Raw genomic sequence first — 24,363 nt, forward strand, 5'->3', positions numbered from 1 at the left:
GCGTTGACGGAGTCGAACCGCCGACATTCTGCTTGTAAGGCAGACGCTCTACCAACTGAGCTAAACGCCCGAAAACTCGGTTACTGCTAAATTGTAGGTTGGCGGAGCGGACGGGACTCGAACCCGCGACCCCCGGCGTGACAGGCCGGTATTCTAACCAACTGAACTACCGCTCCAACCGTAAAACGGTGGTGGGCGTTGACGGAGTCGAACCGCCGACATTCTGCTTGTAAGGCAGACGCTCTACCAACTGAGCTAAACGCCCGAAAATTCGGCTTGCTGGGACGCTGTTTTTGCTGCGTCGTTCAGCGAGGAGGCGAATTAAAACATAGGCTGGGCGGGCCTGCAAGGGGTATTTGCAAGAAAAATGCAGGTTTTCTTCAAACGATTGTTTTTGCTAGAACTGATGCCCGCCGCATTTTGTCGGACAGGGTGGTGCGTGATGCAAACCGCTCATGTATCATTGCCCGATTGTCCCTAATCGGAACCTAAGCATGAAGCCGACCTTTCTTGATTTTGAGCAGCCCATTGCCGAGCTCGAGAACAAGATAGAGGAACTGCGTTTCGTCCAAGACGATTCCGTCCTCGATATCTCGGAAGAGATTTCGCGCTTGCAGAAGAAGAGTCAGGAACTGACAAAGACCTTGTACAGCAAACTGACCCCTTCCCAAATTGCAATTGTGGCGCGTCATCCCCAGCGTCCGTATACGCTCGATTACATTAATAGCCTGTTTACCGACTTCCAGGAACTGCACGGCGATCGTGCGTTCGCGGATGATCCGGCCATCGTTGGCGGCCTTGCCCGTTTCAACGACCAGCCGGTGATGGTTATCGGCCACCAGAAAGGCCGCGATACCAAGGAAAAGATCTATCGCAACTTTGGCATGCCGCGTCCGGAAGGTTACCGCAAGGCGCTGCGCCTGATGCGTACTGCCGAGAAATTCGGCCTGCCCATCATTACGTTTGTCGATACCCCGGGTGCTTACCCCGGCATCGGCGCCGAAGAGCGTGGCCAATCTGAAGCCATCGGTCGCAACCTGTACGAGATGACGCGCCTGAAGGTGCCGGTCATCGTGACCGTCATCGGTGAGGGTGGTTCGGGTGGTGCGCTGGCTATCGCCGTGGGCGACTACGTGAACATGCTGCAGTACTCCACCTACTCGGTCATTTCGCCGGAAGGGTGTGCGTCCATTCTGTGGAAAACCGCCGAGCGTGCTGCCGACGCGGCCGAAGCGCTGGGCATTACCGCGCCGCGCCTGAAAACCCTGGGCCTGATCGATCGTGTGATCAACGAGCCGCTGGGTGGCGCGCACCGTGACCACGCCGCGATGATGACTTCGCTCAAGCGCGTGCTGCAGGAACAATTGAAGGAAGCCAATAGCCGCGAGGTAAACGAGCTGCTGAAAACCCGCTTCGATCGCCTGATGAGTTACGGGCGCTTCAAGGAAAATGCAGCCTGATCTGCTGCCTGCGCTGATCCAGACCTGGCCGGACACTATGTCCGGCCATTGTCATTTGGCGCTGGCGTTATCGGGCGGGCTGGACTCGATGGTGCTGCTGGACCTGTTGTGTCGCTGGCGCGACGAGGCCGGTGGCCCGGCGCTGTCGGCCATTCATGTCCATCACGGCATCAGCCCGCACGCGGATGACTGGTTGCAGCACTGCCAGCAAGCCTGCGACGCGCGCGGTGTCGCGCTGCACGCTGAGCGCGTCAGCATCGGCAGCGCGCGTGAGCAAGGTATAGAGGCTGCCGCCCGCGCCGCCCGCTATCAGGTTTTCTCCGCGTCAGCTGCCACCATCATTGCGCTGGCGCACCATGCGGATGATCAAAGCGAAACCGTGCTGTTGCAGCTATTGCGCGGCGGTGGCGTCAAGGCCCTGGCAGCGATGCCGTGCTGGCGTACCTGGCAGGGCAAGCAGCTGTGGCGCCCGCTATTGGGCGTGCCCCGTGCAAGGTTGGCCGCGTACGCGGCCGATCGCGGTTTGCACTGGGTGGAGGATGACAGCAACCAGGATGCGGCCAACTATCTGCGCAACCATCTGCGCTTGCAGGTGTTGCCGGGTTTGCGGCAACGTCAGCAGGGGCTGGATGCGCGACTGGCGCGTAGTGCGGCACAAATGGCCGACGCGGCGGCCATTCTCGACGAAGTGGCGGCGCAGGATTGGCAAGCGTTGCACGACGCCGCCAGCGGGGCCTTGTCGCTTGCTGCCTGGCAGGTGCTGAGTGCGCCGCGGCAGCGCCATGTCTTGTTGCACTGGCTGGGCAAGCTGGGTTGGCCGGCGCCGGCACCGGCGGCGCTGCTGAGCTTGCAGTCTGCGTTGCTGGCCGGGCAGGACGCCCGGCTGGATGGTGAAGCAGGCGTGGTGCTGAGCTACCGCGGCCAACTACTGGCCATGCCGTGGGGCAGCCGTAGCGCATGGCCGGTGCCGTGCGTGCCAGGGCAGACGCTGCGCCTGGCGAGTGGCGAGTTGCGCTGGGTCTGGCAGGCAGGTGGATTGTCTGCCGCACCCGGCGTGGTGTGGCAGCTGCGGTCGCGGCAAGGCGGTGAAAGCCTGTCCACACGGGTTGGCCGCAAAGCGCTGAAAAAACTGTTTCAGGAGGCCGCCGTGCCGGCTTTGTTGCGCGACAGCTGGCCAGTGCTATGCGATGAGGCGGGGCAGTTGCTGTCGTTGCCGGGCGTGGCAGTGGCGGCGGATCGTGCCCAGCCGGAAGGTTGGTGGCCGCAGTGGCAGCCTTTGTCGATACCGCGTGATTGAGCGCGGCGTACCATCAAAAAAAACCGCCACGGTTGTGGCGGTTTTTTCGTCTGGGGCGTGCGCCGGGCTTAGTCCAGGTTTTTCGGGCCGAAGGCGCCGGGCAGTAGCTGATCCAGCGTGGTATCGATGGTGCCATCGCCATCACAAATAGCGCGTACCTGCATGGTAGGGCCAAACTCGTTCAGCACCTGGCGGCAGGCGCCACACGGCGGGGTGGGCACCGCGGTGGGGGTATAGATGCAAACCGCCACCACTTCCTGCATGCCGTCGGCTTTGGCGGTGAAAATGGCGGTGCGTTCGGCGCAGTTGGTCAGGCCGTAGGACGCATTTTCCACATTGCAGCCACGTACGATCTTGCCTTCAGCGGTGAGGATGGCGGCACCAACGGCAAAGCGGCTGTACGGTACGTAGGCGTGCTTGGCGGCAGCTCTGGCCTCTTTGGCCAGCATATCCCAGGGAATCGTTTTGTCCATCGTTGCGCTCCAATCGGAAGGGCGTGGGATATTCCGGCTGCGGCACGCCCTTGTCAATGATTTTCTGCGGTGGCGCGTGCCGGGTTGGCCGCACGTACCTGTCTGGCAGCCAGCAGGGCTTCCCCCAGCTGCTTGGCCAGCGCCGGTTCGATGCGCCAGTGATGCCAGAACAACGGTTCTTGCACGCTGGTGCCTTGGCATACCAGCTCATGGCTGTGCTGCGCCAGGAATTCTGCTGGCAGCAGGCCGTAAGCCAGCCCGGCGCTGATCAGGCCCAGCATTGCCTGTGGCGTCGGAGCGCTGGAGTGGGGAAAGTGGCCGTCGTAAGCTGCCAGCTGCAGCAGTAGGCGACGATGCCGTTCTTGCTGGCCGTGCAGGATGACCGCGGGTACCTGGCTGAAGTCGGTGCTGCCGGCGGCCGGGAAGTACTGCTGCTGGAAGGCCGGCGTGCAGACACACAGATACTGCATATGCCCCAGCAGAACCGGCTGGCTGCCGTATACGCTGCTGCCATCGTTACTGACCCAGCCGCACAGGCGCGAGGTTAGTGCGGCTTCGCTTTCCTCCTGGGGTAGGGCGCTGATGTTCAGGTGCAGGTTCTGCTGTTGCATCAGCGGCATCAATGCCGGTAGCAGCCAGCTTGCCAGGCTGTCCGGTTCGCAGGCCAGGTGCAGGCAGCTGGGGGTAGGCACCGGCGCGGGCGGCTGCAGATGGGTCATCAGCTCCTCTTCCAGCAGGCTTAGCTGCCGGAAGTGTTGCTGCAGCCGGCGCCCGGCGGCGGTGACTTCCAGTGGCTGGCTGCGCACCAGTAGCACCTGGCCCAGGGTTTCTTCCAGCTGCTTGATGCGCTGCGAGACGGCGGACTGGGTAACCCCCAGCTGGATGGCGGCTTTTTCAAAGCCCTTGCACTCGATGACGGTAGCCAAGGTGTGCAGAAGTTTGCTGTCGAGCATGGTGTGGCAGCGTCGGATACGCCGGATTTTATGCAAAGATGTTAAATTGTTTGTCATTGACTGCATGAAGTCAAACAACGCGACACATCTCGGCATGCTTTATCCGACAAGGGTTGCACTTTACGCTTTAACTTATTGCTAACAGCTTTCTTTTTGTAGGTTTTGTTGAATAAAAACGCTCAGCGCAGCTTTTCCAGCAACTGGTAGTACCACATGCCGGCAGCCAGCAGCGGGTTGCCCAGCTTGCTGCCCAGCGGCACGCGGATGTGCTTGCAGGCGGCAAAGGTATCGAACTGGGCCAGGGTGCCGGTAATGGCTTCGGCCATGATCTCGCCCATGATGTGGCTGCTGGCCACGCCATGGCCGGAGTAGCCCTGGCAGTACCACACATTGTCCGACAGCTTGCCCAGCTGCGGGATGCGGTTCACCACAATGCCCATGGCGCAGCTCCACTGGTAGTCGATCTGCACGCCCTTCAGTTGCGGGAACGTGCGCTCGATGCACGGCAGCAGTTCGGCAGCGATGTCGCGCGAGTCGCGGCCACTGTAGTTGGCGCCGCCACCGAACAGCAGGCGGCCGTCGGCGGTCATGCGGTAGTAATCCAGCACGAAGCGACAGTCATAGACTGCCAGGTCGTGCGGGTTCAGCGTTTGGGCCAACTCGCCCAGTGGGCGGGTGGTGACGATGCCGCCCATGGCGGGGAAGATCTTGCCGCCCAGTTGGTCTTGCGCCAGCTTGTGGTACACGTCGCCGGCCAGCAGGATGTGGCGGGCGTTGACGCGGCCGTGGGCGGTGACGATGGCCGGGCGCGGGCCGTGCACGATGTCCAGCACCTCGGTGTGTTCGTATAGCCGGGCACCCAGGCTGGCGGCGGCGCGGGCTTCGCCCAGGCACAGGTTGAGCGGGTGCAGGTGCAGGTTGCGGCGGTTTTTCAGGGCGCCGCAGTAGATATCGGCAGCCAGGTGCTCGCGCACGCCGGTGGCGTCCAGCAGGGTGACGTCGTCGCCCATGCCGCGGCGCTGCGCTTCGTCGTAGCTGGCTTGCAGCTCGGCCATGTGCGACGGTTTCATCGCCGCGTGCAGGTGGCCGTGCTTGAGGTCGCAGGCAATGCCGTAGCGCGCCACGCGCTGCTGGATGATGTCGTGGCCGCGCCAGCGCAGTTGCCAGATGAAGTCGTCTACATCGTCGCCCAGCGTTTGCCGCATCTGCTTGCGCATGGCTTCGTCGCCGGACAGGCTGCCGGTGACCTGGCCACCGTTGCGGCCGCTGGCACCCCAGCCGATCTTGTTCTGTTCCAGCAGCACCACGCTCAGGCCGCGTTCGGCCAACTCCACGGCGCTGGCAACGCCGGTGAAACCGCCGCCGATGATGGCGACGTCGGCGTCCACGCTGCCTTGCAGCATCGGGTAATCGCTTTCCTGCACGATGGTGGCGCTGTAGTAGGAAGGGCTGCGCGGCTGGCTGCCGTGGTGGGCGCGTGTGTTCATGGGTTCTCCTTGTTGCGGGCGTAGTGGCGGGGCGAATACCGGCCTGCTGCTAGCTTGCGTCAGGAGTATGCGTGAGTTAAATCATCACTTTCTTATGTAAACATTCGGATTTTCTCAACCGGAAGCCGTGCTAGCGAACGCAGGGCAGCTCGTCCCATTGCGTGGTCCAGCGTGGCGAGCGCAGCTCCTGGCGCATGGCCCAGCCGTCGTGCAGGCTTTCTGCGGCCAACCTCAGCGTGCCGCGGCCAAACTGGCGGTTGATGCGGTCCAGCGTTTGCATCAGCTGTTGCCGGCGCGGGTTGGCCGCACTGCCGAACAAGCTTTGCTGGCCGTGGTGGTGGCTTTCCAGCGCCATCAGCACCACGCCGGCTTTTTTGTAGCTGCAGTCGTCGCGATAAATCTGGCGCAGGCCGGCCAGCGCGGCGCGGGTGAGGTCGGCGCTGTCGCTGCTGGCGCCGGGCAGTGCCACGGCGATCCAGCCGCGGTATTGGCGGTCTTGTTCGCGAAAGCGGTTTGTGCGGATGCTGACGCCCACCAGGTTGGCCAGCCCGTGCTGGCGGCGCAGTTTTTCGGCGCAGCGGGCGGCGTGGTGGCTGATGGCGCTGGCCAGGGTGTCGAAATCGGTCACCTGCCGGGCAAAGCTGCGGCTGGAGATCAATTGTTGTTTGTCGGCGTGGATGTCGTCGGCGCCGACGCAGGCTTCGCCGTTGAGCTCGGCCACAGTGCGCGCCACCACAATGTTGAAACGGCGCTGGATGTCGGCCACGTTGGCTTGCTGCAGGTCCAGCGCGCTGCGGATGCCGCACGCCGCCAGCCGTGCGGCCAACTGCCGGCCAATGCCCCACACCTCGCCCACGGCCAACCGGCTCATCAGCAGCTGCTGATAGTGCGGTGCCAGCCAGTCCCAGCCGAAGACGCCCTGACATTGCGGCCGCGTCTTGGCCACGTGGTTGGCCAGCTTGGCCAGCGTCTTGCTGCGGCCGATGCCGACACAGCAGGGGATGCCGACGCTTTGCAGCACGTCGGCGCGCAGCCTGGCGGCGTGCTGGCGCTGTTCGGGAATGCCGTCCAGGTGCAGAAAGCATTCGTCGATGCTGTACACCTCTTGCTGCACGCCCCAGCGCGCGATCACCTGCATCATGCGCCGGCTCATGTCACCGTATAGCGCGTAGTTGGAGCTGAACACCGCCACGTCGTGGCGGCGGCACTGCTCGGCCACCTGGTGGTAAGGCGCAAAGCCGGGGATGCCCAAGGCCTTGGCTTCGGCGCTGCGTGCCACCACGCAGCCATCGTTATTGCTGAGCACGATGATGGGTTTGCCAGCTAGGTCGGGGCGGAATACGCGCTCGCAGCTGGTATAGAAGCTGTTGCCGTCCACCAGCGCAAACTGGCTCATGGCAGCAGCCGCCGCACGCAAGCGCTGACCACGCCCCAGATATGCAGCTCCTGGCCGGGGCCGATGTCGATGGGCGGGTAGGCCGGGTTTTCCGGCAGCAGGGCGGTGCGGCCGTCGCGCTGGTGCAGGCGCTTGACGGTGAACTCGCCGCTGAGCACCGCCAGCACGATGTGGCCGTGGCGCGCCGGCAGGCTGCGGTTTACTACCAGCAGGTCGCCGTCGTGAATGCCGGCATCCTGCATGCTGTCGCCGCTGACGCGCACCATGAAGCAGGCGGCGGTGTCGTCGATCAGGTAGCGGTTCAGGTCGAGGTGGCCTTCCAGATAGTCGTCTGCCGGCGAGGGGAAACCGGCAGCCACGCGGCTGCCGTACAACGGTAGCCGGCAGGCGGATGGCGCAGGGTGGGGCAGGATGGTGGCAGGCATGGCAATCTCCTTTTTTTGATTATGTACAAATTCAAATGCCTTGCCAAGCTGCCGCGATCAGACCGGCACTACGCTGCGTGATCGATAGACGAAACTGCGGCTTTGTTGCGGTTTGCTGCTGAAAACTGGCCGATTAGTGCAAATGACGCTCTGCGGCCAGCGTGTTACATTACGATCAACCTGTTGACGGGGCGGCACAGCGGCCGCCCCTTGTTCATGGCGCACAAGGCCGTGAGCTGCCCCCTGAATACCGCAAAGGAGCTTGTTGTCGTGGTAAACATTGCCGAACTCGAACCCCGTGCCGTCTGGGAACACTTCCAGACCCTGTGTGACATCCCGCGCCCGTCCAAGCACGAGCAGGCGCTGCGCGATTACCTGAAGGGCTGGGCCGAGCTGCGCGGGCTGGAAACCGCCGTGGACGAGGTGGGCAACCTGGTCGTACGCAAGCCGGCCACGCCGGGCATGGAAGACCGCATTGGCGTGGTGCTGCAAGGCCATCTGGACATGGTGTGCCAGGCCAATACCGGCACCGAGCACGACTTTTTCAACGACCCGATCCGCCCGGTGCTGAAAGACGGCTGGCTGATCGCCGAAAACACCACGCTGGGCGCTGACAACGGCATCGGCGTGGCGCTGGGCCTGGCCGTGCTGTCGGCTGACGATATCGCCCACGGCCCGGTGGAAGTGCTGATGACGCTGGATGAAGAAGCCGGCATGGGCGGCGCGCTGGGCTTGTCGCCGTCGCTGCTGCAAGGCCAGATGATGATCAACATCGATACCGAAGAGTGGGGCGAGTTCTACATGGGCTGCGCCGGCGGTATCGACGTCAACGTACGCCGCAGCTACGCCCAGGAAGCGCTGCCGTCCGGCTACGCCGTGCAGCAGCTGGTGGTGTCCGGCCTGGTGGGCGGCCACTCCGGCGCCGACATCCATCTGGGTCGCGGCAACGCCAACAAGGTGCTGATCCGCCTGCTGAACGAGCTGGCCGCGACGCTGCCGCTGCGTCTGGTGTCGTTCAACGGCGGTACCGCCCGCAACGCGCTGGCGCGCGAAGCCTTTGCCGTGGTGGCCTACCCGGCCGCGCAGGCCGAGCAAGTGGCGGCCGCCATCGATGCCTACCAGGCGCTGATGCGCTTCGAGCTGGCCGGCGTGGACGAAGGCGTCACCATTACGGCCAACCCTGCCGCTGCCGCCAGCGTGATGGTGCAGGCCGATCAGGCGGCCATCTTCGCCGCGCTGCACGCCGCGCCGCACGGCGTGAAACGCATGAGCCAGCGTGTGGCAGGTGTGGTGGAAACCTCCAACAACCTGGGCGTGATTGCGATTGGCGATGGCAAGGTGTTTGCCAACCTGATGGTGCGCTCGCTGCTGGATAGCGGTTTCCGTAACCTGGCCGCCGAAATCGTGGCGCTGTTCCAGCTGGCCGGCTTCAACACCGAAACCGAAGGCGGCTACCCGGGCTGGGCGCCGAACCCGGCGTCGCCGCTGTTGGCGCTGTTCCAGCGCGTGTACCGCGAGCAGTTCGACGCCGAGTCGGGCGTACAGGTCATCCATGCCGGCCTGGAGTGCGGCATCATCGGCGCCAAGTACCCGCAGATGGACATGGTGTCGTTCGGCCCCAATATCCGTGGCGCACACGCCCCTGGCGAGCGCGTGGAAGTGGCCTCGGTCGGCCACGCCTGGCAGCTGCTGAAAGCGGTGCTGGCGGCGGTACCGGCCAAGGCCTGAGTCGCCAGAGCTTTCCCCTGACACGGGCATCGCGCCCGTTTGCACCCTGTCCCTCACCCGGGCAGGGTGTTTCTTTTTTGGCGGCCGGTTTATTGCATGACGAGGTGATGCCAATAGGAGACAAAGCGGCAGCGACGTCATTTATAGATATCTGCGGCATGGCGATGGGCTTTGTTACAGTGCTGATTTGATTTAAATCGCATCAGGCATTTTAACTAAATCTATCGAAAGGGCGGTGCTTTGGCGCTGGACCCGACCGCTACCGACCATGCCCATTCATCATCTCTCACGACCATGCGTTTACTGCTGGCTGCTTTGCCTGCCGGCACTCTTGGCACAGGCGCAAACCGGCCAGACCACCACCCCGGCCCAGCTCGACGCCCGCGAACAGCTGTTGCAGCAACAGCGCAGCACGCAGCTGCCACAGCCCGACGCGCCCGATGTGCGCCTACAGCCCACAGCGCCGGTAACACTGCAACGCTACCAGCGCGGCGCGGCACCGTGCTTTGTCATCAGCGACCTGCGCCTGCAGGGCGACAGCGCCGACCTTTTCCCGTGGGCACTGGCGGCAGCCGACCGCGACAGCAACGGCGATGACGACCTGCTGGCGGGCCATTGCCTGGACGTGGCTGGCATCAACCTGGTCATCAACCGGGTACAGGCCGCCATCCTGGCGCGCGGCTACATCACTACCCGCGTGCTGGCCGGGCCGCAGCAGCTGGCGACCGGCGTGCTGACGCTGACGCTGATCCCCGGCCGCATCCGCGACATACGCTACGCGCAGCCAGCTGCCGAGCGCCTGCACGCGGCCAATGCCTTGCCGATGCAGGTAGGCGATTTGCTGAACCTGCGCGACATCGAACAAGGGCTGGAAAACCTCAAGCGGGTACCCACGGCCGAGGCCGACATCCGTATCGAGCCGGCCACCGCCAGCGACGCCGCGCCGGGCGACAGCGACCTGGTGATCCAGTGGCAGCAGGGCAACCCGTACCGCCTTACCCTGAGCGTGGACGACGGCGGCAGCAAGAGCACCGGCCTGTACCAGGGCAGCGCCACGCTGTCTTACGACCACCTGTTCACCCTGAACGACTTGTTCTACTTCACCCATAGCCAGGACCTGGGCGGCGGTGCCGACGGCGAGCGCGGCAGCGAAGGCGACAGCTGGCATTACAGCATTCCGTTCGGTTACTGGCTGCTGGCTTACAACGGCAGCAAGCATCGCTACCACCAGGCGGTAGCAGGCGCCAGCCAGACCTACAGCTACAGCGGCAAAAGCGAGACCAGCGAGCTCAAGCTCAGCCGGCTGGTGTACCGCAACGCGGTGCGCAAGCTCGGTTTGTCACTCAAAGGCTGGCAGCGCAGCAGCAACAACTTCATCGACGACACCGAAGTCGAGGTGCAGCGCCGCCGCACCGCCGGCTGGGAGGCAGGTGTCAACTGGCGCGAGTTCATCGGCAGCGCCACGCTGGACGTCAACCTCGCATACCGCCGCGGTACCGGTGCCCGTAATGCGATGCCGGCGCCGGAAGAAGCCTTTGGCGAAGGCCGTTCGCGCCCACGGCTATACCAGGCCGATGCCCAGCTGGACGCGCCGTTTGCGCTGGGCGGGCAAAGGCTGCGCTATGGCCTGGCCTGGCGCGCGCAGTGGAACCGCGGCCCGCTAGTGCCGCAAGACCGCTTTGCCATCGGCAGCCGCTACACCGTGCGCGGTTACAACGGTGAAAACCAGCTCAGCGCCGAACGTGGCTGGCTGCTGCGCAACGAGCTGGGCTGGCAACTGGCCGGTCAGGAACTGTACCTCGGCTACGACTACGGCCGCGTGGCCGGCCCCAGCGCCACGCTGTTGCTGGGCCAACGCCTGGCTGGTACCACGCTGGGCGTGCGCGGCCGGCTGGGCCGCCTGGCCTACGACGCCTTTGTCAGCCAGCCGCATGGCTACCCCGACTACCTGCGCGCCGCCCGCACCACCGGCGGTGTCAGCCTGAATCTGCAGTTTTAGCCAGGAGCCGCACGATGAACCAGCACTGCTACCGCCTTGTTTTCAACGCCCACCGCCGCATGCTGATGGCGGTGGCCGAGATCACCCCGCAACAGGGTGCCAATGCGTCAGCCACCCGTGCCCGGCCTGTAGTTGGCCGCCTGTCTGCGGCACTGCGGCCGCTGGTGGCCTGCCTGCTACTGGCCCACGGCGCGGTGTGGACGCTGCCGGCGGCGGCGCAGATCGTGGCTGACCCGGCGGTGCCGGGTAGTCAGCGCCCGACGGTGCTGACTACCAGCAGCGGCGCGGTGCAGGTCAACATCCAGACCCCGTCCGCCGCTGGCGTATCGCTCAACCAGTACCGCCAGTTCGATACCGGCGACGCCGGCACCATCCTCAACAACAGCCGGGTCAATGTGCAGACGCAAAGCGCCGGCTGGGTGGCGGCCAACCCGTGGCTGGCCACCGGCAGCGCCCGCGTCATCGTCAACCAGGTCAACAGCCAGCACCCGTCGCTGCTGCGCGGCACGCTGGAAGTAGCCGGCCAGCGCGCCGAGGTGATCATCGCCAACCCGGCTGGCCTGCAGGTGAGCGGCGCAACCTTTTTGAATGCCAGCCGGACGGTATTGACCAGTGGCACGCCGGTGATCAATGGCGGCAGCCTGGACGGCTACCGCGTCAGCGGCGGGCAGGTCAGCATCGGTGGCAATGGCCTGGATACCAGCGCCAGCGATTACACCGCCATTCTTGCGCGCAGCGTGGCGGCTAACGCCGGCATCTGGGCGCAACAGCTGCAGGTGGGCACCGGCAGCCAGGCGTATGCGGCGGACGGCAGCGGGCAGGGCGCGCTCGCCGCCAGCGGGCCGGCGCCGGCGTTTGCGCTGGATGTGGCCGCGCTGGGCGGCATGTACGCCGGCAAGATCGTGCTGGTCGGCACCGAACACGGCCTGGGCGTGCGCAACGCCGGCAAGCTGGTAGCCGGTGCCGGCGGTTTGCGGCTGCAGGCCGACGGGCAACTGCTGAACAGCGGCACGCTGGGCGCCACCGATGCCGCCGCCGACGTGCAGCTGCAAACCGGCGCCGTGTCCAACGACGGCACGCTGTCGTCGGCGCGCAACCTGCAACTGGACAGCAGCGGGCGGCTCAGCAACCAGGGCACTCTCAGCGCCGCTCGGCAGCTGACGCTGAACGCGGCCCAGCTCGATAACGCCAGCAGCGGCGCCATCGACGCGCAACGGCTGGCCATCACCACCGCTACCCTAAACAACAGCGGCCAACTACGGCAAAGCGGCAGTCAGGTGCTGGCCGTGCAAGCCGGCCAGCTGCAGAACAGCGGCAGTATTGGCGCCTTGCCGGCCCAGGCGGCGCCGGGCAGCGGGGCGTCTGCCGGCGCTGGCAGCGGCAACGCCGAAGCGACGGTGGTGCAGCCGTTGCCGTTACCCGAGGTTGCCCCCGCCGCGGGCAGCAGCGTGCAAGCCGCCGCGCCCGAGGTGCTGCCGGCAGGCAGCATCCAGGTAAGCGGGCTGCTGGATAACCGTGGCCGCATCTTGGCCAATGGCGGCATCGATCTGGCCAGCCAGGGCGGGCTGGTCAACCACGGTACGCTGGCGCTGCGGCAGCTGCAGGTGGGCGGCGAGCGCTTCGACAACAGTCAGGGCAGCCTCAGCGCGCAGGCGGCCAACATTGACACCCTCACCATCGGCAACCAGCAGGGCAAGCTGCAAATCCAGGGCGACGCCGTACTGCATAGCCAGGCCTTCGATAATCGGGACGGCCAGATCGGCGCCGGCGGCAGCCTGCAATTACGCAGCAGCCAGCTGGATAACCAGCACGGCAGCGTGGTGGCCGGGCAGACGCTGACCGTGCAGGGCGAAGCGCTGGACAACCGCGCCGGCACGCTGGCCAGCGTCGGTGAGTTGCAGTTGCAAGCCGGTAGCGTGGACAACAGAGGTGGCCGGCTGCAAGGGGAAGCCGGCCTGCGTGTGCAGGCTGATGGCGTACTGGACAACCGCGAGCACGGTCTGTTGAGCGCTGCTGCGTCACTGGTGGTGCAAGCGGCTAGCGTGCTGAATCAGCAAGGCGAGATGGCCGCTGCCCGTGTGCAGGCGCAGAGCCTGGGGGGCTGGCAAAACGCCGAGGGCAAACTGCTGAGCCAGCAGTCGCTGTACTTGCAGGCGGCCAATCTTGACAACCAGGCGGGCCAGATCCTGGCGGGTCAGGATGGGTCGGTCATGGCCAGCGGCACGATACGTAATCAGGTTGGCCGTCTGCAGGCGGCCCAGCGCTTGCAGCTGCAAGCCGAAGAGGTGCAGAACGGAGGCGGGCTGCTGGCCGGGCAAGCATTGCAGCTGGAGAGTGGCTCGGGTGGGCTGGATAACCGCGGTGGCAGGGTGCTGGCCGGCCTGCAAGGCGGCCAACTGGCAGGTAGCGGGCTGAACAATACGGCGGGCGTCATCTACAGCGACGGCGCTTTGCAGATCGACACTCGCGGCCAATTGCTGGACAACAGCGCCGGCGGCCAGTTGCAAAGCCAGGCCGCGCTGCAGCTGGACACCGGCTTGTTGGATAACCGCCAGGCGCAGCTGTTAGCCGCCGGGCCGCTGAACGTGCACGCCAGTGCGCTCGACAACCGTGGCGGGCAAGTGCAATCGGCGGCCGGCATTACCGTGCAACTGGCCGCGGCGCTGCATAACGAAGACGGTTTGCTGCGCAGCAATGCCGGCCTGCGTGTGCAGGCCGATCAGCTGTACAACCAGCAGACCCGGCACAGCGACCGCGGTATCGAAGCCGCTAGCATCCAGTTACAAACCCCGCACCTATTCAACCAGCAAGGGGCGCTGCGTGGCGATTACCTCACCTTGCGGCTGGGCCAGCTGGCTAACCAGCAAGGCGAGCTGAGCGCCCGGCAGCAACTATCACTTAGCCCGGACGATGGCGCTGAGCTGCACATCGATAACGACGGCGGAACGCTGCAGGCCGGCGACCGCCTGCATCTGCAAGCCACCGGCTTGCAAGGGCAGGGGCGGCTGCTATCGGCGGGCGCGCTGAACTTGCAACTGGCCGGAGATTTCCGGCATGACGGCCAACTACAAGCCGGTACGGACGCCCGGCTGTCCATCCACGGGCGGCTAAGCAACGCGGGTAGCCTGCAGGCTGGGCGTCAATTGCGGATCGAGGCGGCGGCGCTGGACAACCGGAATGGCGCCAGCGTGGCCGCCGATGAAACCCGGCTGGACATTACCGGGCAGCTGGATAACCGCGGTCTGATCGACGGCCGGCTCACCCGCATTACTGCCGGCGTGCTGGCGAACGATAGCACCGGCCGCATCTATGGCGACCGGCTGGTCATCCAGGCACGGACAGTGCAAAACACGGGTGATGGCCATGCCGCACCGGTGATTGCTGCCCGGCAACAGCTGGACATCGCAGCCGGCCAGATCAGCAACCAGGAGCAAGCCCTGATCTTTAGTGGTGGCGACATGGTGTTAGGCGGTGCGCTGGATGCCGCCGAGCGTGCCACTGGTCAAGCGGGCAGCCTCGATAATGCCAGCGCCCGCATCGAAACGCTGGGGCAACTCACGCTGGCGGTGGATACCTTGCAGAACCGCGACACCCACCTGCAATACCAGTATCAGCCCGGGCCGGTGTCCCGCACGGTGACCCACTATCTGAATGGTGTGGCCCTTGACTCGGCCGGTCTGTTGCTAGCCAAGTGGGAGGGGGATGGCATTGCCTACGTCCCTCCTGAGCAGACCGACTGGCTGGGGGATGACGACTACCGCAAGCTGCTGATTCTTTCGCCGCGCTACCCGCTGTCCCGCTTTGCCGCTTACTACCAGCACTTCCCGGCGCCGAGCCAGGATTACAGCTACACCAAGTGCCGCAAGGACGAGAACTGCACCACCACCCAGGTAGGTGGCGCCTGGTACGGCAACAGCGACCCGATCTGGGCCACCTTTGGCGTATTGCCCCCTCCGGGAGAGCCGCCGCTGTCGGCAGATAACCCGGGCCGGCGCTATGCCGGTATTAGCCTGGGGCAAACCAGCTACAGCGTTACCATTGACCCGCCCCCGGAAAAAGGCTCGGCCATCCGTACCCTGTACTTCGACCACCCGGTTACCCAGCAAGAGTTGCAAGAATGGCAACGTTGGTCCGCTTGGCATGACAACGAGTATGTCCCGGCGCATGCCAAGCTGGATGCTGCGATCGGCGAGTTCGCTCCCTTGATTTCCACCAATGCTGCGCCAGTCCGGATGCTGGATGCCGGTGCACAATGGGTAGACAACTGGCGCTACCGCGACAGCACCAGCAGCACGCAAACGCCGGTAGTGAGTGCCACGCAACCTGGCGAAATCGTGGCGGGTGGCGACCTGTCGATTACCCTGGGCCGCAGTGGCAGCAACCACAGTCGCATCCTGGCCGGGCAAAACCTGGTCGTGACAGGCGGCAAGCTCGACAACATTGCCTTGCAAGAGGATGCCATCACCGACATCCAGGGGGTCGATGTTTACACCCATGTCGAGAGCCGACGTTTCAAAGGAGATGTGCGTCGCAACGACAGCAGCCCGTTTGCCAATACCGAACGCCACGCGGTGGTGCTGCAGCAAGGCATCAGCCAGGCGCACCAAGCGTGGCAAGACGGCCATGCCGCCCCGTCGGCGCTGAGTTTGCTGTCGGCACCCTCTGGCGACGCCATGGCCGCGCCCGGCCACGTCAGCGTAACCGGGCAGCAAACGCTGCCGGGCGTAACCGAGCTGGCCCTACCGGCATCGGTCAACGGCGCGCTGGACGTCATCCGTACCGGCGGGCTCAGCCTGACGCTGCCGCGCAGTCGCCTCTATCTGCAGCAGCCAGAGCGTAGCGCCAAGGTACTGATACAAACCGACCCGCGCTTCACCCAGTATGGCAAGTGGCTTAGCAGTGATTACATGCTGAGCCAGCTGGCCAGCGACCCTGCCGCCAGCCAAAAGCGCCTGGGCGACGGTTTCTACGAGCAAAAGCTCATCCGCGACCAAGTGGCACAGCTTACCGGCCGCCGCTTCCTGGATGGCTACGCCAGCGACGAAGCACAGTATCGCGCGTTGATGGACAGCGGCCTCACCTTTGCCCGCCAGTACGGCCTGCGCCCTGGGGTGGCGCTCAGCGCCGAACAGATGGCACGGCTCAGCAGCGACATCGTCTGGCTGGTCAGCGAAACCCTCACCCTGCCCGATGGCAGCCAGCAAAGCGTGCTGACGCCACGCCTTTACGTCCGGACCACGCCGGGCGACCTGCAAGCCGACGGTGCCTTGCTCTCCGGCGACCGAATCAACCTTACCCTCGCGGGTGACCTCAACAATAGCGGCAGCATTGCCGGGCGGCGCCTGGTAGACATCAAGGCGGCCAACTTCAGTCAGCAGGGTGGCCAGCTCAGCGCGGCAGATATCCAGGTACAAGCCAGCCATAACCTTCACAACCTGGGCGGCCAAATCGGCGCCAGCAACAGCCTGCAACTTCACGCCGGCAACGACCTCACCCTGGCCAGCACCACCCGGCAAGCCGACGGCGTCAACGACCAGCGCACCTATCTGGATCGAATCGCCAGCCTGTACCTCAGTGGCGGCAACGGTCTGCTACTGGCCAGCGCAGGCGGCAATCTCACACTGCAGGGTGCCACCATCGTCAACCAGGCGGCCGCCGGCCAGACCCTGCTACAGGCCGGCAAAGATCTCCAGCTCGCCACCCTCACCACCCAAAGCAGCCACCAGGCGCAATGGGCACCCGGTAACGCGCTGCAGGAATCGCAACAACAGGACAATGGCAGCCAGATCAGCAGCCAGGGCAGCCTGTACCTGCAAGCCAGTGGCGATGTGCACGCTACGGCGGCCAACGTCAGCAGTGCGCAAGGCCATCTGGGCCTGCAGGCCGGCGGCAACATCCAGCTCGATAGCGGGCAAAGCCGGACGCAGCTGGACGAAACCCACCACAACAGCCAGAAGGGCCTGCTCAGCAGTCGCAGCACCACCACCCGCGACACCTTGGACCAAACCCAGGCCATCGGCAGCCAGCTATCAGGCCAAACCGTCAGCGTCAGCGCCGGCAAAGACCTGACCGTCACCGGCAGCAGCATCGCCAGCGACCTGGCCACCACCCTCAACGCCGGTGGCAACGTCACCCTCGCCGCCGCGCAGAACAGCAGCAGCGAAAGCCACAGCCGCGACGAGAAAAAATCCGGCTTGATGAGCAGCGGTGGGCTGGGCTTTACCATCGGCAAAGCTGCGCAAGGTAACGCCAACAGCGTCACCACCACCCAAGCAGTGGGCAGCACCCTCGGCAGCGTGCAGGGTGATGTGGTGATTCAAGCTGGCCAGGCCTATCGCCAGACCGGTTCCAGCGTACTGACGCCACAGGGTGATATCGATGTGCAGGCGCAAAGCATCACCATCGAGGAGGCGCGCCAGCAAACGCGGGTGGACAGCAGTAGCTACAGCAAGCAAAGCGGGCTGACTGTGGCCATCAGCAACCCGGTTGTCAGCGCTGCGCAAACGGTACAGGGCATGCAGCAAGCCGCCAGCCAGACCGGCGATGCCCGCATGCAAGCGTTGGCCGCCGCCAGTGCCGGGCTAGCCACCTACCGCGCCGCGCAAGACGTGGCCGCCCAGCCTGGGCAGCTGGGCGGCGTCACCGTTAGCGCCAGCATCGGTAGCAGCCGTAGCAGCAGCCAAAACACGCAAAGTAGCAACCAGGCAGCGGCGTCCACCCTGGCCGCCGGCGGCAACCTCAGCCTGCGCGCCACAGGGGCAGGGCAAGCCAGCGACCTCACCGTACAAGGCAGTCAGTTGCAAGCTGGCGGCAACGCGCTATTGCAAGCCGATGACCAGATCACGCTACAAGCCGCCCGCAATACCGCCGAGCAGCACAGCCGCAATAGCAGTGGCAGCGGCAGCATTGGTGTTAGCTGGAACACGGCGGCAGGCCCGCAAGCCACCCTCAGCGCCAGCCAGGGCCGAGGCCACGCCGATGGCAGCGACGTCACCTACAGCAACACTCACGTCAACGCCGGCCAGCAACTGACGCTCAGCAGCGGTGGCGATACCACGCTGCAAGGCGCCGTCGCCAGCGGGCAGCGTGTTACTGGTGACATCGGCGGCCAACTGCGCATCGACAGCCTGCAAGACAGTAGCCGCTACGACAGCCACCAACAGAACGCCGGCTTTAGCATCGCCGCCGGGACGGGGAGCGCCAGCGGCAGCATCAGTGCCGGCAACACCCGCATCGATAGCGACTACCTGAACGTGGCCGAACAAAGCGGCCTGAAAGCCGGCGACGGCGGCTTCCAGCTCACGGTAAAAGGCGATACCACCCTCAGCGGCGGCGTCATCGCCAGCAGTAATGCCGCCGTGCAAGCCGGCGTCAACCGGCTGGACACCGCGGCCACCCACCTCAGCGACCTGCACAACCAGGCCAGCTACAAGGCCAGCGGCTACAGCGTCAACGTCGGCGTCAGCAGTGGCAAACCCAGCGGCAGCGCCGGCATCGGACAAGACAGCGGCAGCGCTGCCTCCGACACCCGCGCTGGCATTAGCGGCATCGCCGGCAACAGCAGCGTGCGCAGCGGCGACGCCGAAACCGGCATCGCCAACCCGTTCGACGCCCAGCGCGTGGCGGCCAACGTGGGGGCACAGGTCGCCATCAGCGCAGAATTCGGCCGCCAGGCCCCGCGCGCGTGGGCCGACTACGCCCAGGCGCAGTACAAGGCAGCGCAAGCCAGTGGCAACGCCGACGAAGCCGCCAAATGGGCCGAAGGCGGCGCCTACCGCGTTGCCGGCCATAGCGTGCTGGGTGGGCTGTCCGGTGGCGTGGCCGGGGCAGCCGGCGCTGTCAGCAGCGCCAGCCTGATGCCCAAGCTGGGCGAGCAGCTGGACAGTAGCGACCTGCCCGCCGCCGTCAAGCAAGCCATCGGCATGGTAGCCAGCGCCACGCTGGGGGCGGTCAGCGGCGGTGCTGCTGGCGCGGCGATCGGGCTGAATGTGGATGTCAACAACCGGCAGTTGCATCCGGAGGAAGAGCGTGCCATTGCCCAGCTTGCGAAGGGTGATAAGGACAAGGCCCAGCGCTTGCGTGCGGCGGCCTGCTATCTGGTGAAATGTTCTGCAGAGTTCCTGAGTGGCCCTCAAGCCGATTACTACAGTCAACTGGAGCGACAAGGCGCCAGTATGCAAAGCGAACAGCAACAGTTACTGCAATATCAAGAAACTGTGATATTGCAAAAGGCTAGTGGTTACCCCGCAGTCCAGACCGTTACCATAAAAAATCTGTTCCAGTACAGCAGGGAAGACCTGGTTGCAGATAGCCATGCTCGCCTGACGGAGTTGCGGGTGAGTCAATTGGGCAGTCTTGGCCTGACCCCGTCGCAGGCGCATTCATTGCTCGCCACAGCGGGTACCGCCGCCTTGGTTGCAGGCACCGTTGCTGGGTACAAGCTCGGGGGGCTGGATGAGCTATTGGCGACAGCCAAGGTTGAAAATAATGCCGGCGCCAAGCTTAATAATCAGTTTTATCGTGATGGCGCGATTGCGGATACGTCCAGGACGTTGTCTGTGGGTGGTCCTTGGAAGGCAGCAGTAGAACTGACGCCTAAAGAAGCCAACAACCTGCTAAATAGCAGCTTGCCAGTTGGTGCCAAGATAACGGGCAGGCAGGACGCTAATCTTGAGAACGCTAAAGCTATTGCAGAAGGCTATCAACCACCCTTTGTGCAAGGAACACAGGTGCTGCAGATTGTGATCGATAAACCAACGAAGTTTGTTCGTGTATTTGGTGGTGATTCGGGGCAGGTAGGAAGTTGGGTGATGAAAGCCGAGGATGTTGTAGGTCTGACGCCCCAACAGATTGCCAGCAAGTACAGTTTGCCGCAGGTACCGACCATGATTGGTGACGTTACTTTGCCAGCCAGAACAAAAATGAATGTGAGTGTGGCTGGCGGTATATCCCCTGGCGCTGCAAAAGGCGTAGTGACTGGTGATAATGGTGGCGGCGGCGGTGTGCAGTTTCAAATAACTACCAGACCGCTATCTCGAGATGAATTTGCGAATTGGTTCGGAAATGCACGGGTGTTGAAATGAGTTATAAGAAAATTATAAATGGTGTTGAGTATTCCATTTTTTCTTCTGTCCGTTTTTTTAATAACTTCATCCTGATGGTTGATTGGGGTGGGAGTCACGGATTTCATGATCTGGATACCTGCAATCATAATGTATTCATGATTAATCACTCTGGGGAGTTTGTTTGGCAAGTTCGCCGTGATGATAGCGTCCGTGGGGAAGGTTGGTGGGATGTATTGCATGCCCATGCTCGAGAAATTGGCGAAGATGGTGCTCGTAGGCCATTCACCTACTTTGTCATTAATTATCCCGATGGTAGTAATAATATAAACCCAGATACAGGTAGTCCGCCAGATCATGCAATTTGGACGCCGGGTGCCACAATTTGGTTAATGGGTTCGGCTTATCAGAAATATATACTCGACCCTGAGACAGGTATTGCCACAAACGTTACACAAGGGAATCCACGGCCTTGGTGATCTAAAGCGCTTAAGTTGGTAAGTGCTTGTTGGCAAGAGCTCAAGGGACAAACGGATGCAGTGCGAAAACAGTTGCCAGACATGGTGGACGCCAAAACCGGCAAACCGATCGGCAATGCGGCGGTCGCAGAGATCAACGTCTACGGTGAAGGCAGCACACGGGTTCAGGCACATTCTCGCGTGGGCAATGAGCCAGCATCAATGAGAGACGGGTTTGTGAGCCTGCCACCGCCTGAGCAGCGCATCCTCAAACCATTGCCTGATCCCAGAGGGGTGCCGCGCGAAGTCGATACGGAGTACAAAATCCTGGAGAACTTCGCGCAGCAGCACCAAGCCAACCCGCAGGTGCAGGGCAGCATCAACTTGTTCACGGAGAGGCCCCCGTGCAGGAGTTGCACGGATGTGATCAAAGAGCAGTTTGCGAAGATGTACCCCAACATGGAAGTTCGGCTCTACCACAACAACGGAGAGATCACGGTCTACAAAGGTTCCGAGATTGGGGTAGTCAAAGTCCCGAACTCGAATGAAAAGCGATGGCCTGCATCTCCGGATTTGTCGAAGCCATTGGTTCAAAAGAAGGGAGGCTGAGATGCTGTTTCGGAACGCGACAATTGAGGAGCTGACATCAGAGAAGGTGTACGAATTTGCTGAGTGCAAGCCGGTGTACCTTGCTCTACTTGATTACTACCATCGTTTGCTCGACAGTCCATCAGCCAAGGAAGATTGGGATCAATCTGATGATCATGGACGGAACTATGAGCTCTGGTGGGTCATGAATGAGGCGTGGCAGGAGTACGGGACATTGAAGCCCGATCTACCCTATCGCTGGCTCGCCATCTCCAAACGCGTCCTGTACTGGGATCACATCCCGGTCAACTTTTACCCAGTGGCTTTGGCGATCCTGGAGAAGTTTGACCTGGAGCGCTACCAGGCGGCGTACCGCCTGCCCACCGAAGAATACGAAGCCATGAAGCGTGATTTGCCCGAGGTGCTAGAGGGCTTGCGGCAGTATCCGCTGGAGAAACTTGCCCCACCGATGGACGAAGACAATTGGGGATTCACGGACCAGTGAAATATAGGTGGTGTTGGATTGAGCGGGGGCGCATGTCGAATGAACAAGCAGTAGTGTCGCATAGATAGCGGCGTAGACTTGCTGCTCGTCAGCGCCGGCCAGCAACTCACGCTGAGCAGCGGTGGCGATACCACGCTGCGAGGTGCCGTCGCGAGCGGGCAGCGTGTTGCCGGCGACATCGGCGGCCAACTACGCATCGACAGCCTGCAAGACAGCAGCCGCTACGACAGCCGCCAGCAGAACGCCGGCGTTAGCATCGCCGCCGGGACGGGGAGCGCCAGCGGTAGCATCAGTGCCGGCAACACCCGCATCGATAGCGACTACCTGAACGTGGCCGAACAAAGCGGCCTGAAAGCCGGCGACGGCGGCTTCCAGCTCACGGTAAAAGGCGACACCACCCTCAGCGGCGGTGTCATCGCCAGCAGCGACGCCGCCGTACAAGCCGGCGTCAACCGGTTGGACACCACGGCCACCCACCTCGGCGACCTACAAAACCAGGCCAGCTATAAGGCCAGCGGCTACAGCGTCAACGTCGGCGTCAGCAGCGGCAAACCCAGTGCAAGCGCCGGCATCGGGCAAGACAGCGGCAGCGCTGCCTCCGACACCCGCGCCGGTATCAGCGGTATCGCCGGCAACAGCAGCGTGCGCAGCGGCGACGCCGAAACCGGCATCGCCAACCCGTTCGACGCCCAGCGCGTGGCGGCCAACGTGGGGGCCCAGGTCGCCATCACCGAAGAATTCGGCCGCCAGGCCCCGCGTGCGTGGGCCGACTTTGCCCAGGCGCAGTACCAGGCAGCGCAAGCCAGCGGCAACGCCGAGGACGCCGCCAAATGGGCCGAAGGCGGCGCCTACCGCGTTGCCGGCCATACCCTGCTGGGCGGGCTGTCTGGCGGGGTGGCCGGGGCTGCCGGCGCCGTCAGCAGCGCCAGCCTGATGCCCAAGCTGGGCGAGCAACTGGACAGCAGCGATCTGCCCGCCGCCGTCAAGCAAGCCATTGGCATGGTGGCCAGCGCCACGCTGGGGGCGGTCAGCGGCGGTACCGCCGGCGCTGCGATGGGGCTGAATGTGGACGTCAACAACCGGCAGTTGCATCCGGATCAGGTACGTCTGGTTCAAACACAAGCCAAAAAGCTGGCCGGCCAGCAAGGCCTGACGGCAGCCGAGTGGGAAAAACGCCTGCTCACGCAGCTGGCGTACCAGAATAGCGAAATGTACGTCCGCTACGGCAACGACCCGCAAGCCGAAGCCATCCTGACCACCCTGCAAAGTCAAAGCGGCGTGCAGATGGACTACCGCGCCACGGCGGCCTACCGTAACGACGCGCTGAACTTGCAATACCTGCCGCAGCTCACCCAAGCTTATCAGCAGCTACCGCCGCTGAATGGCAGCATGAGCCAAGCACAATTCGCCCGCTACGCCGGGCTGCTATCTGGCGATTTCACGCGTATCCCGCCTACCGAGCACGTTCAGCAGCTGCAAAGTGAATACCAAACCACGCTCAAGCAGCAGTTGGCGCAAGAACATGCAGGGCAAAGTGCTGGTGGTCAGGCATTACAGTTGGCCGCACGGCTGGAGGTGCTGAACAAATTGCTGGCCACCGCCGAGTACGCGGCGGTACGCAGTGGCGCCATCAGCGAAAGCGAAGCCAGTGCCATGCAAAGGGCGATGGCAGCGGGTATGCTGGTACCCAGCCAGGGGGTGAATGCCAAACCGCAGGGCGTACCGCCTGCCAAGGGGTAGGTGGTTGCGCCGGAGGGGCAGAAGCCGATAGCTGATAAAGCAGAGCAATCAGCACCTGTTATGCCGGCAGCGGAGCAGATTGCTGGCACAAAGCCTGCATCAAACACATCTGGCAAAGTGGACAAGGTAGAAGTGCTGTTTGGTCAGACTTTTGCCAGTATTCCCTTGTCGCACACTGCCGGCAGGCAGGATGGGGATTTGGGTGAAACCTTGGCGTTGCAGCTGCTAAACGAAAAAACCACGCTGAAGTTTCAGCCTTTGCAAAACGCCAGTGGCCACGGTTGTGATGGCTGCGCTGTGGCAATTCACGGCGATACCATTACCGTGGTGGTGATGGATGCCAAGTCGTCCCAGATGGGTGTTGGTGGGGCGAAAAATACGGCGGGGGATCCGGCGGAACGGTTGAATGGATGGCTACAGAATGCTTCTATTTCAGGAGATAAAGCCACACCAGAAAACCAAGTACTGGCAAAGGCAATCCAAAAAGCATTGGATAGCCAGGCTAAAGTGCAGGGCATAACTATTAAAGTAGGAATACCAGCACCAGGTACCACGGGTGCTGCAACATTCAAGGTAGAACCATGGCCGAAGTAAATTTGCAGTGTGTCAGAATGGATATAAACCCTAAATGGCCGAGGCTCAAAACAATTCTGGGTCGAGAGAGAGCATTGCGGGAACGACACGCATTGTTAAAGGCTGATATAACGCTAAATACCATTATTGAATATGTCACAAGAGAGGATGTTTCACCACAGCAGTTGATCCCGAATAAGCAAAATGTGACTGATTATA

The 24,363-nt window shown here is 63.2% G+C and carries 15 protein-coding genes and 2 tRNA genes; 10 read left to right on the forward strand and 7 right to left on the reverse strand.

Annotation, left to right across the window (positions count from 1 at the left end):
• Positions 1-99: 99 nt before the first annotated feature.
• Together FLQ03_RS10390 and FLQ03_RS10395 are read right to left on the reverse strand one after the other, a co-directional pair.
• Positions 100-176: transfer RNA gene (locus FLQ03_RS10390), tRNA-Asp, on the reverse strand.
• A 13-nt stretch (positions 177-189) separates the two neighbouring features.
• Positions 190-265: transfer RNA gene (locus FLQ03_RS10395), tRNA-Val, on the reverse strand.
• A gap of 229 nt (positions 266-494) precedes the next feature.
• Here FLQ03_RS10395 and FLQ03_RS10400 point away from each other — a divergent pair.
• Positions 495-1,460: an acetyl-CoA carboxylase carboxyltransferase subunit alpha gene (locus tag FLQ03_RS10400; RefSeq protein ID WP_144372125.1), complete on the forward strand. Its 966-nt coding sequence runs from the start codon at positions 495-497 to the stop codon at positions 1,458-1,460.
• Positions 1,450-2,757: a tRNA lysidine(34) synthetase TilS gene (gene tilS, locus FLQ03_RS10405; protein ID WP_144372126.1), complete on the forward strand. Its 1,308-nt coding sequence runs from the start codon at positions 1,450-1,452 to the stop codon at positions 2,755-2,757. Before FLQ03_RS10400 ends, tilS begins: the two co-directional genes overlap by 11 nt.
• A gap of 68 nt (positions 2,758-2,825) precedes the next feature.
• On the opposite strand, the gene FLQ03_RS10410 is transcribed toward tilS, so the two are convergent.
• The 5 genes from FLQ03_RS10410 to FLQ03_RS10430 form a co-directional block, all read right to left on the reverse strand.
• The gene (locus FLQ03_RS10410) at positions 2,826-3,230 is read right to left on the reverse strand and encodes a cytidine deaminase (protein WP_144372127.1); all 405 of its coding nucleotides are present in this window, start codon (positions 3,228-3,230) and stop codon (positions 2,826-2,828) included.
• 53 nt (positions 3,231-3,283) lie between these two features.
• Positions 3,284-4,183, reverse strand: coding sequence for an ArgP/LysG family DNA-binding transcriptional regulator (locus tag FLQ03_RS10415; RefSeq protein WP_170252375.1), 900 nt, complete (start codon positions 4,181-4,183; stop codon positions 3,284-3,286).
• Positions 4,184-4,362: 179 nt separating this feature from the next.
• Positions 4,363-5,670, reverse strand: a complete 1,308-nt coding sequence (locus tag FLQ03_RS10420) for an NAD(P)/FAD-dependent oxidoreductase (RefSeq protein WP_144372129.1) — start codon at positions 5,668-5,670, stop codon at positions 4,363-4,365.
• A 130-nt stretch (positions 5,671-5,800) separates the two neighbouring features.
• Positions 5,801-7,066 (reverse strand): Y-family DNA polymerase, encoded by a 1,266-nt coding sequence (locus FLQ03_RS10425; RefSeq protein ID WP_144372130.1) that lies wholly within the window; start codon positions 7,064-7,066, stop codon positions 5,801-5,803.
• On the reverse strand, positions 7,063-7,491 hold the full coding sequence (locus FLQ03_RS10430; protein ID WP_144372131.1) for a LexA family protein: 429 nt from the start codon (positions 7,489-7,491) through the stop codon (positions 7,063-7,065). The genes FLQ03_RS10425 and FLQ03_RS10430 overlap by 4 nt, the downstream gene beginning before the upstream one ends.
• Before the next feature lie 270 nt (positions 7,492-7,761).
• On the opposite strand from FLQ03_RS10430, the gene FLQ03_RS10435 reads away from it, so the two are divergent.
• From FLQ03_RS10435 to FLQ03_RS10470, 8 genes are all read left to right on the forward strand, one after another.
• Entirely contained in the window at positions 7,762-9,219 is a 1,458-nt protein-coding gene (locus tag FLQ03_RS10435; protein WP_144372132.1) for an aminoacyl-histidine dipeptidase, read from the forward strand.
• A 331-nt stretch (positions 9,220-9,550) separates the two neighbouring features.
• Positions 9,551-11,218 (forward strand): ShlB/FhaC/HecB family hemolysin secretion/activation protein, encoded by a 1,668-nt coding sequence (locus tag FLQ03_RS10440; protein WP_144372133.1) that lies wholly within the window; start codon positions 9,551-9,553, stop codon positions 11,216-11,218.
• A 14-nt stretch (positions 11,219-11,232) separates the two neighbouring features.
• Positions 11,233-20,301 carry a hemagglutinin repeat-containing protein gene (locus FLQ03_RS10445; RefSeq protein WP_144372134.1) on the forward strand — a complete coding sequence of 3,023 codons (9,069 nt, stop codon included), beginning with the start codon at positions 11,233-11,235 and terminating at the stop codon, positions 20,299-20,301.
• On the forward strand, positions 20,298-20,759 hold the full coding sequence (locus FLQ03_RS10450) for a hypothetical protein (protein WP_144372135.1): 462 nt from the start codon (positions 20,298-20,300) through the stop codon (positions 20,757-20,759). The genes FLQ03_RS10445 and FLQ03_RS10450 overlap by 4 nt, the downstream gene beginning before the upstream one ends.
• Positions 20,760-20,840: 81 nt before the next feature.
• Entirely contained in the window at positions 20,841-21,347 is a 507-nt protein-coding gene (locus tag FLQ03_RS10455; RefSeq protein WP_144372136.1) for a deaminase domain-containing protein, read from the forward strand.
• Between the two features lies 1 nt (position 21,348).
• A complete protein-coding gene (locus FLQ03_RS10460; RefSeq protein ID WP_144372137.1) occupies positions 21,349-21,831 on the forward strand; it encodes a hypothetical protein in 483 nt (160 codons plus the stop codon).
• 78 nt (positions 21,832-21,909) lie between these two features.
• Positions 21,910-23,571: a hemagglutinin repeat-containing protein gene (locus tag FLQ03_RS10465; RefSeq protein ID WP_170252376.1), complete on the forward strand. Its 1,662-nt coding sequence runs from the start codon at positions 21,910-21,912 to the stop codon at positions 23,569-23,571.
• Entirely contained in the window at positions 23,572-24,165 is a 594-nt protein-coding gene (locus FLQ03_RS10470) for a hypothetical protein (RefSeq protein ID WP_206210942.1), read from the forward strand. It abuts the gene before it with no gap.
• Positions 24,166-24,363: the final 198 nt, after the last annotated feature.

The organism is Vogesella urethralis (assembly GCF_007644045.2).
Classification (GTDB): Bacteria; Pseudomonadota; Gammaproteobacteria; order Burkholderiales; family Chromobacteriaceae; genus Vogesella; species Vogesella urethralis.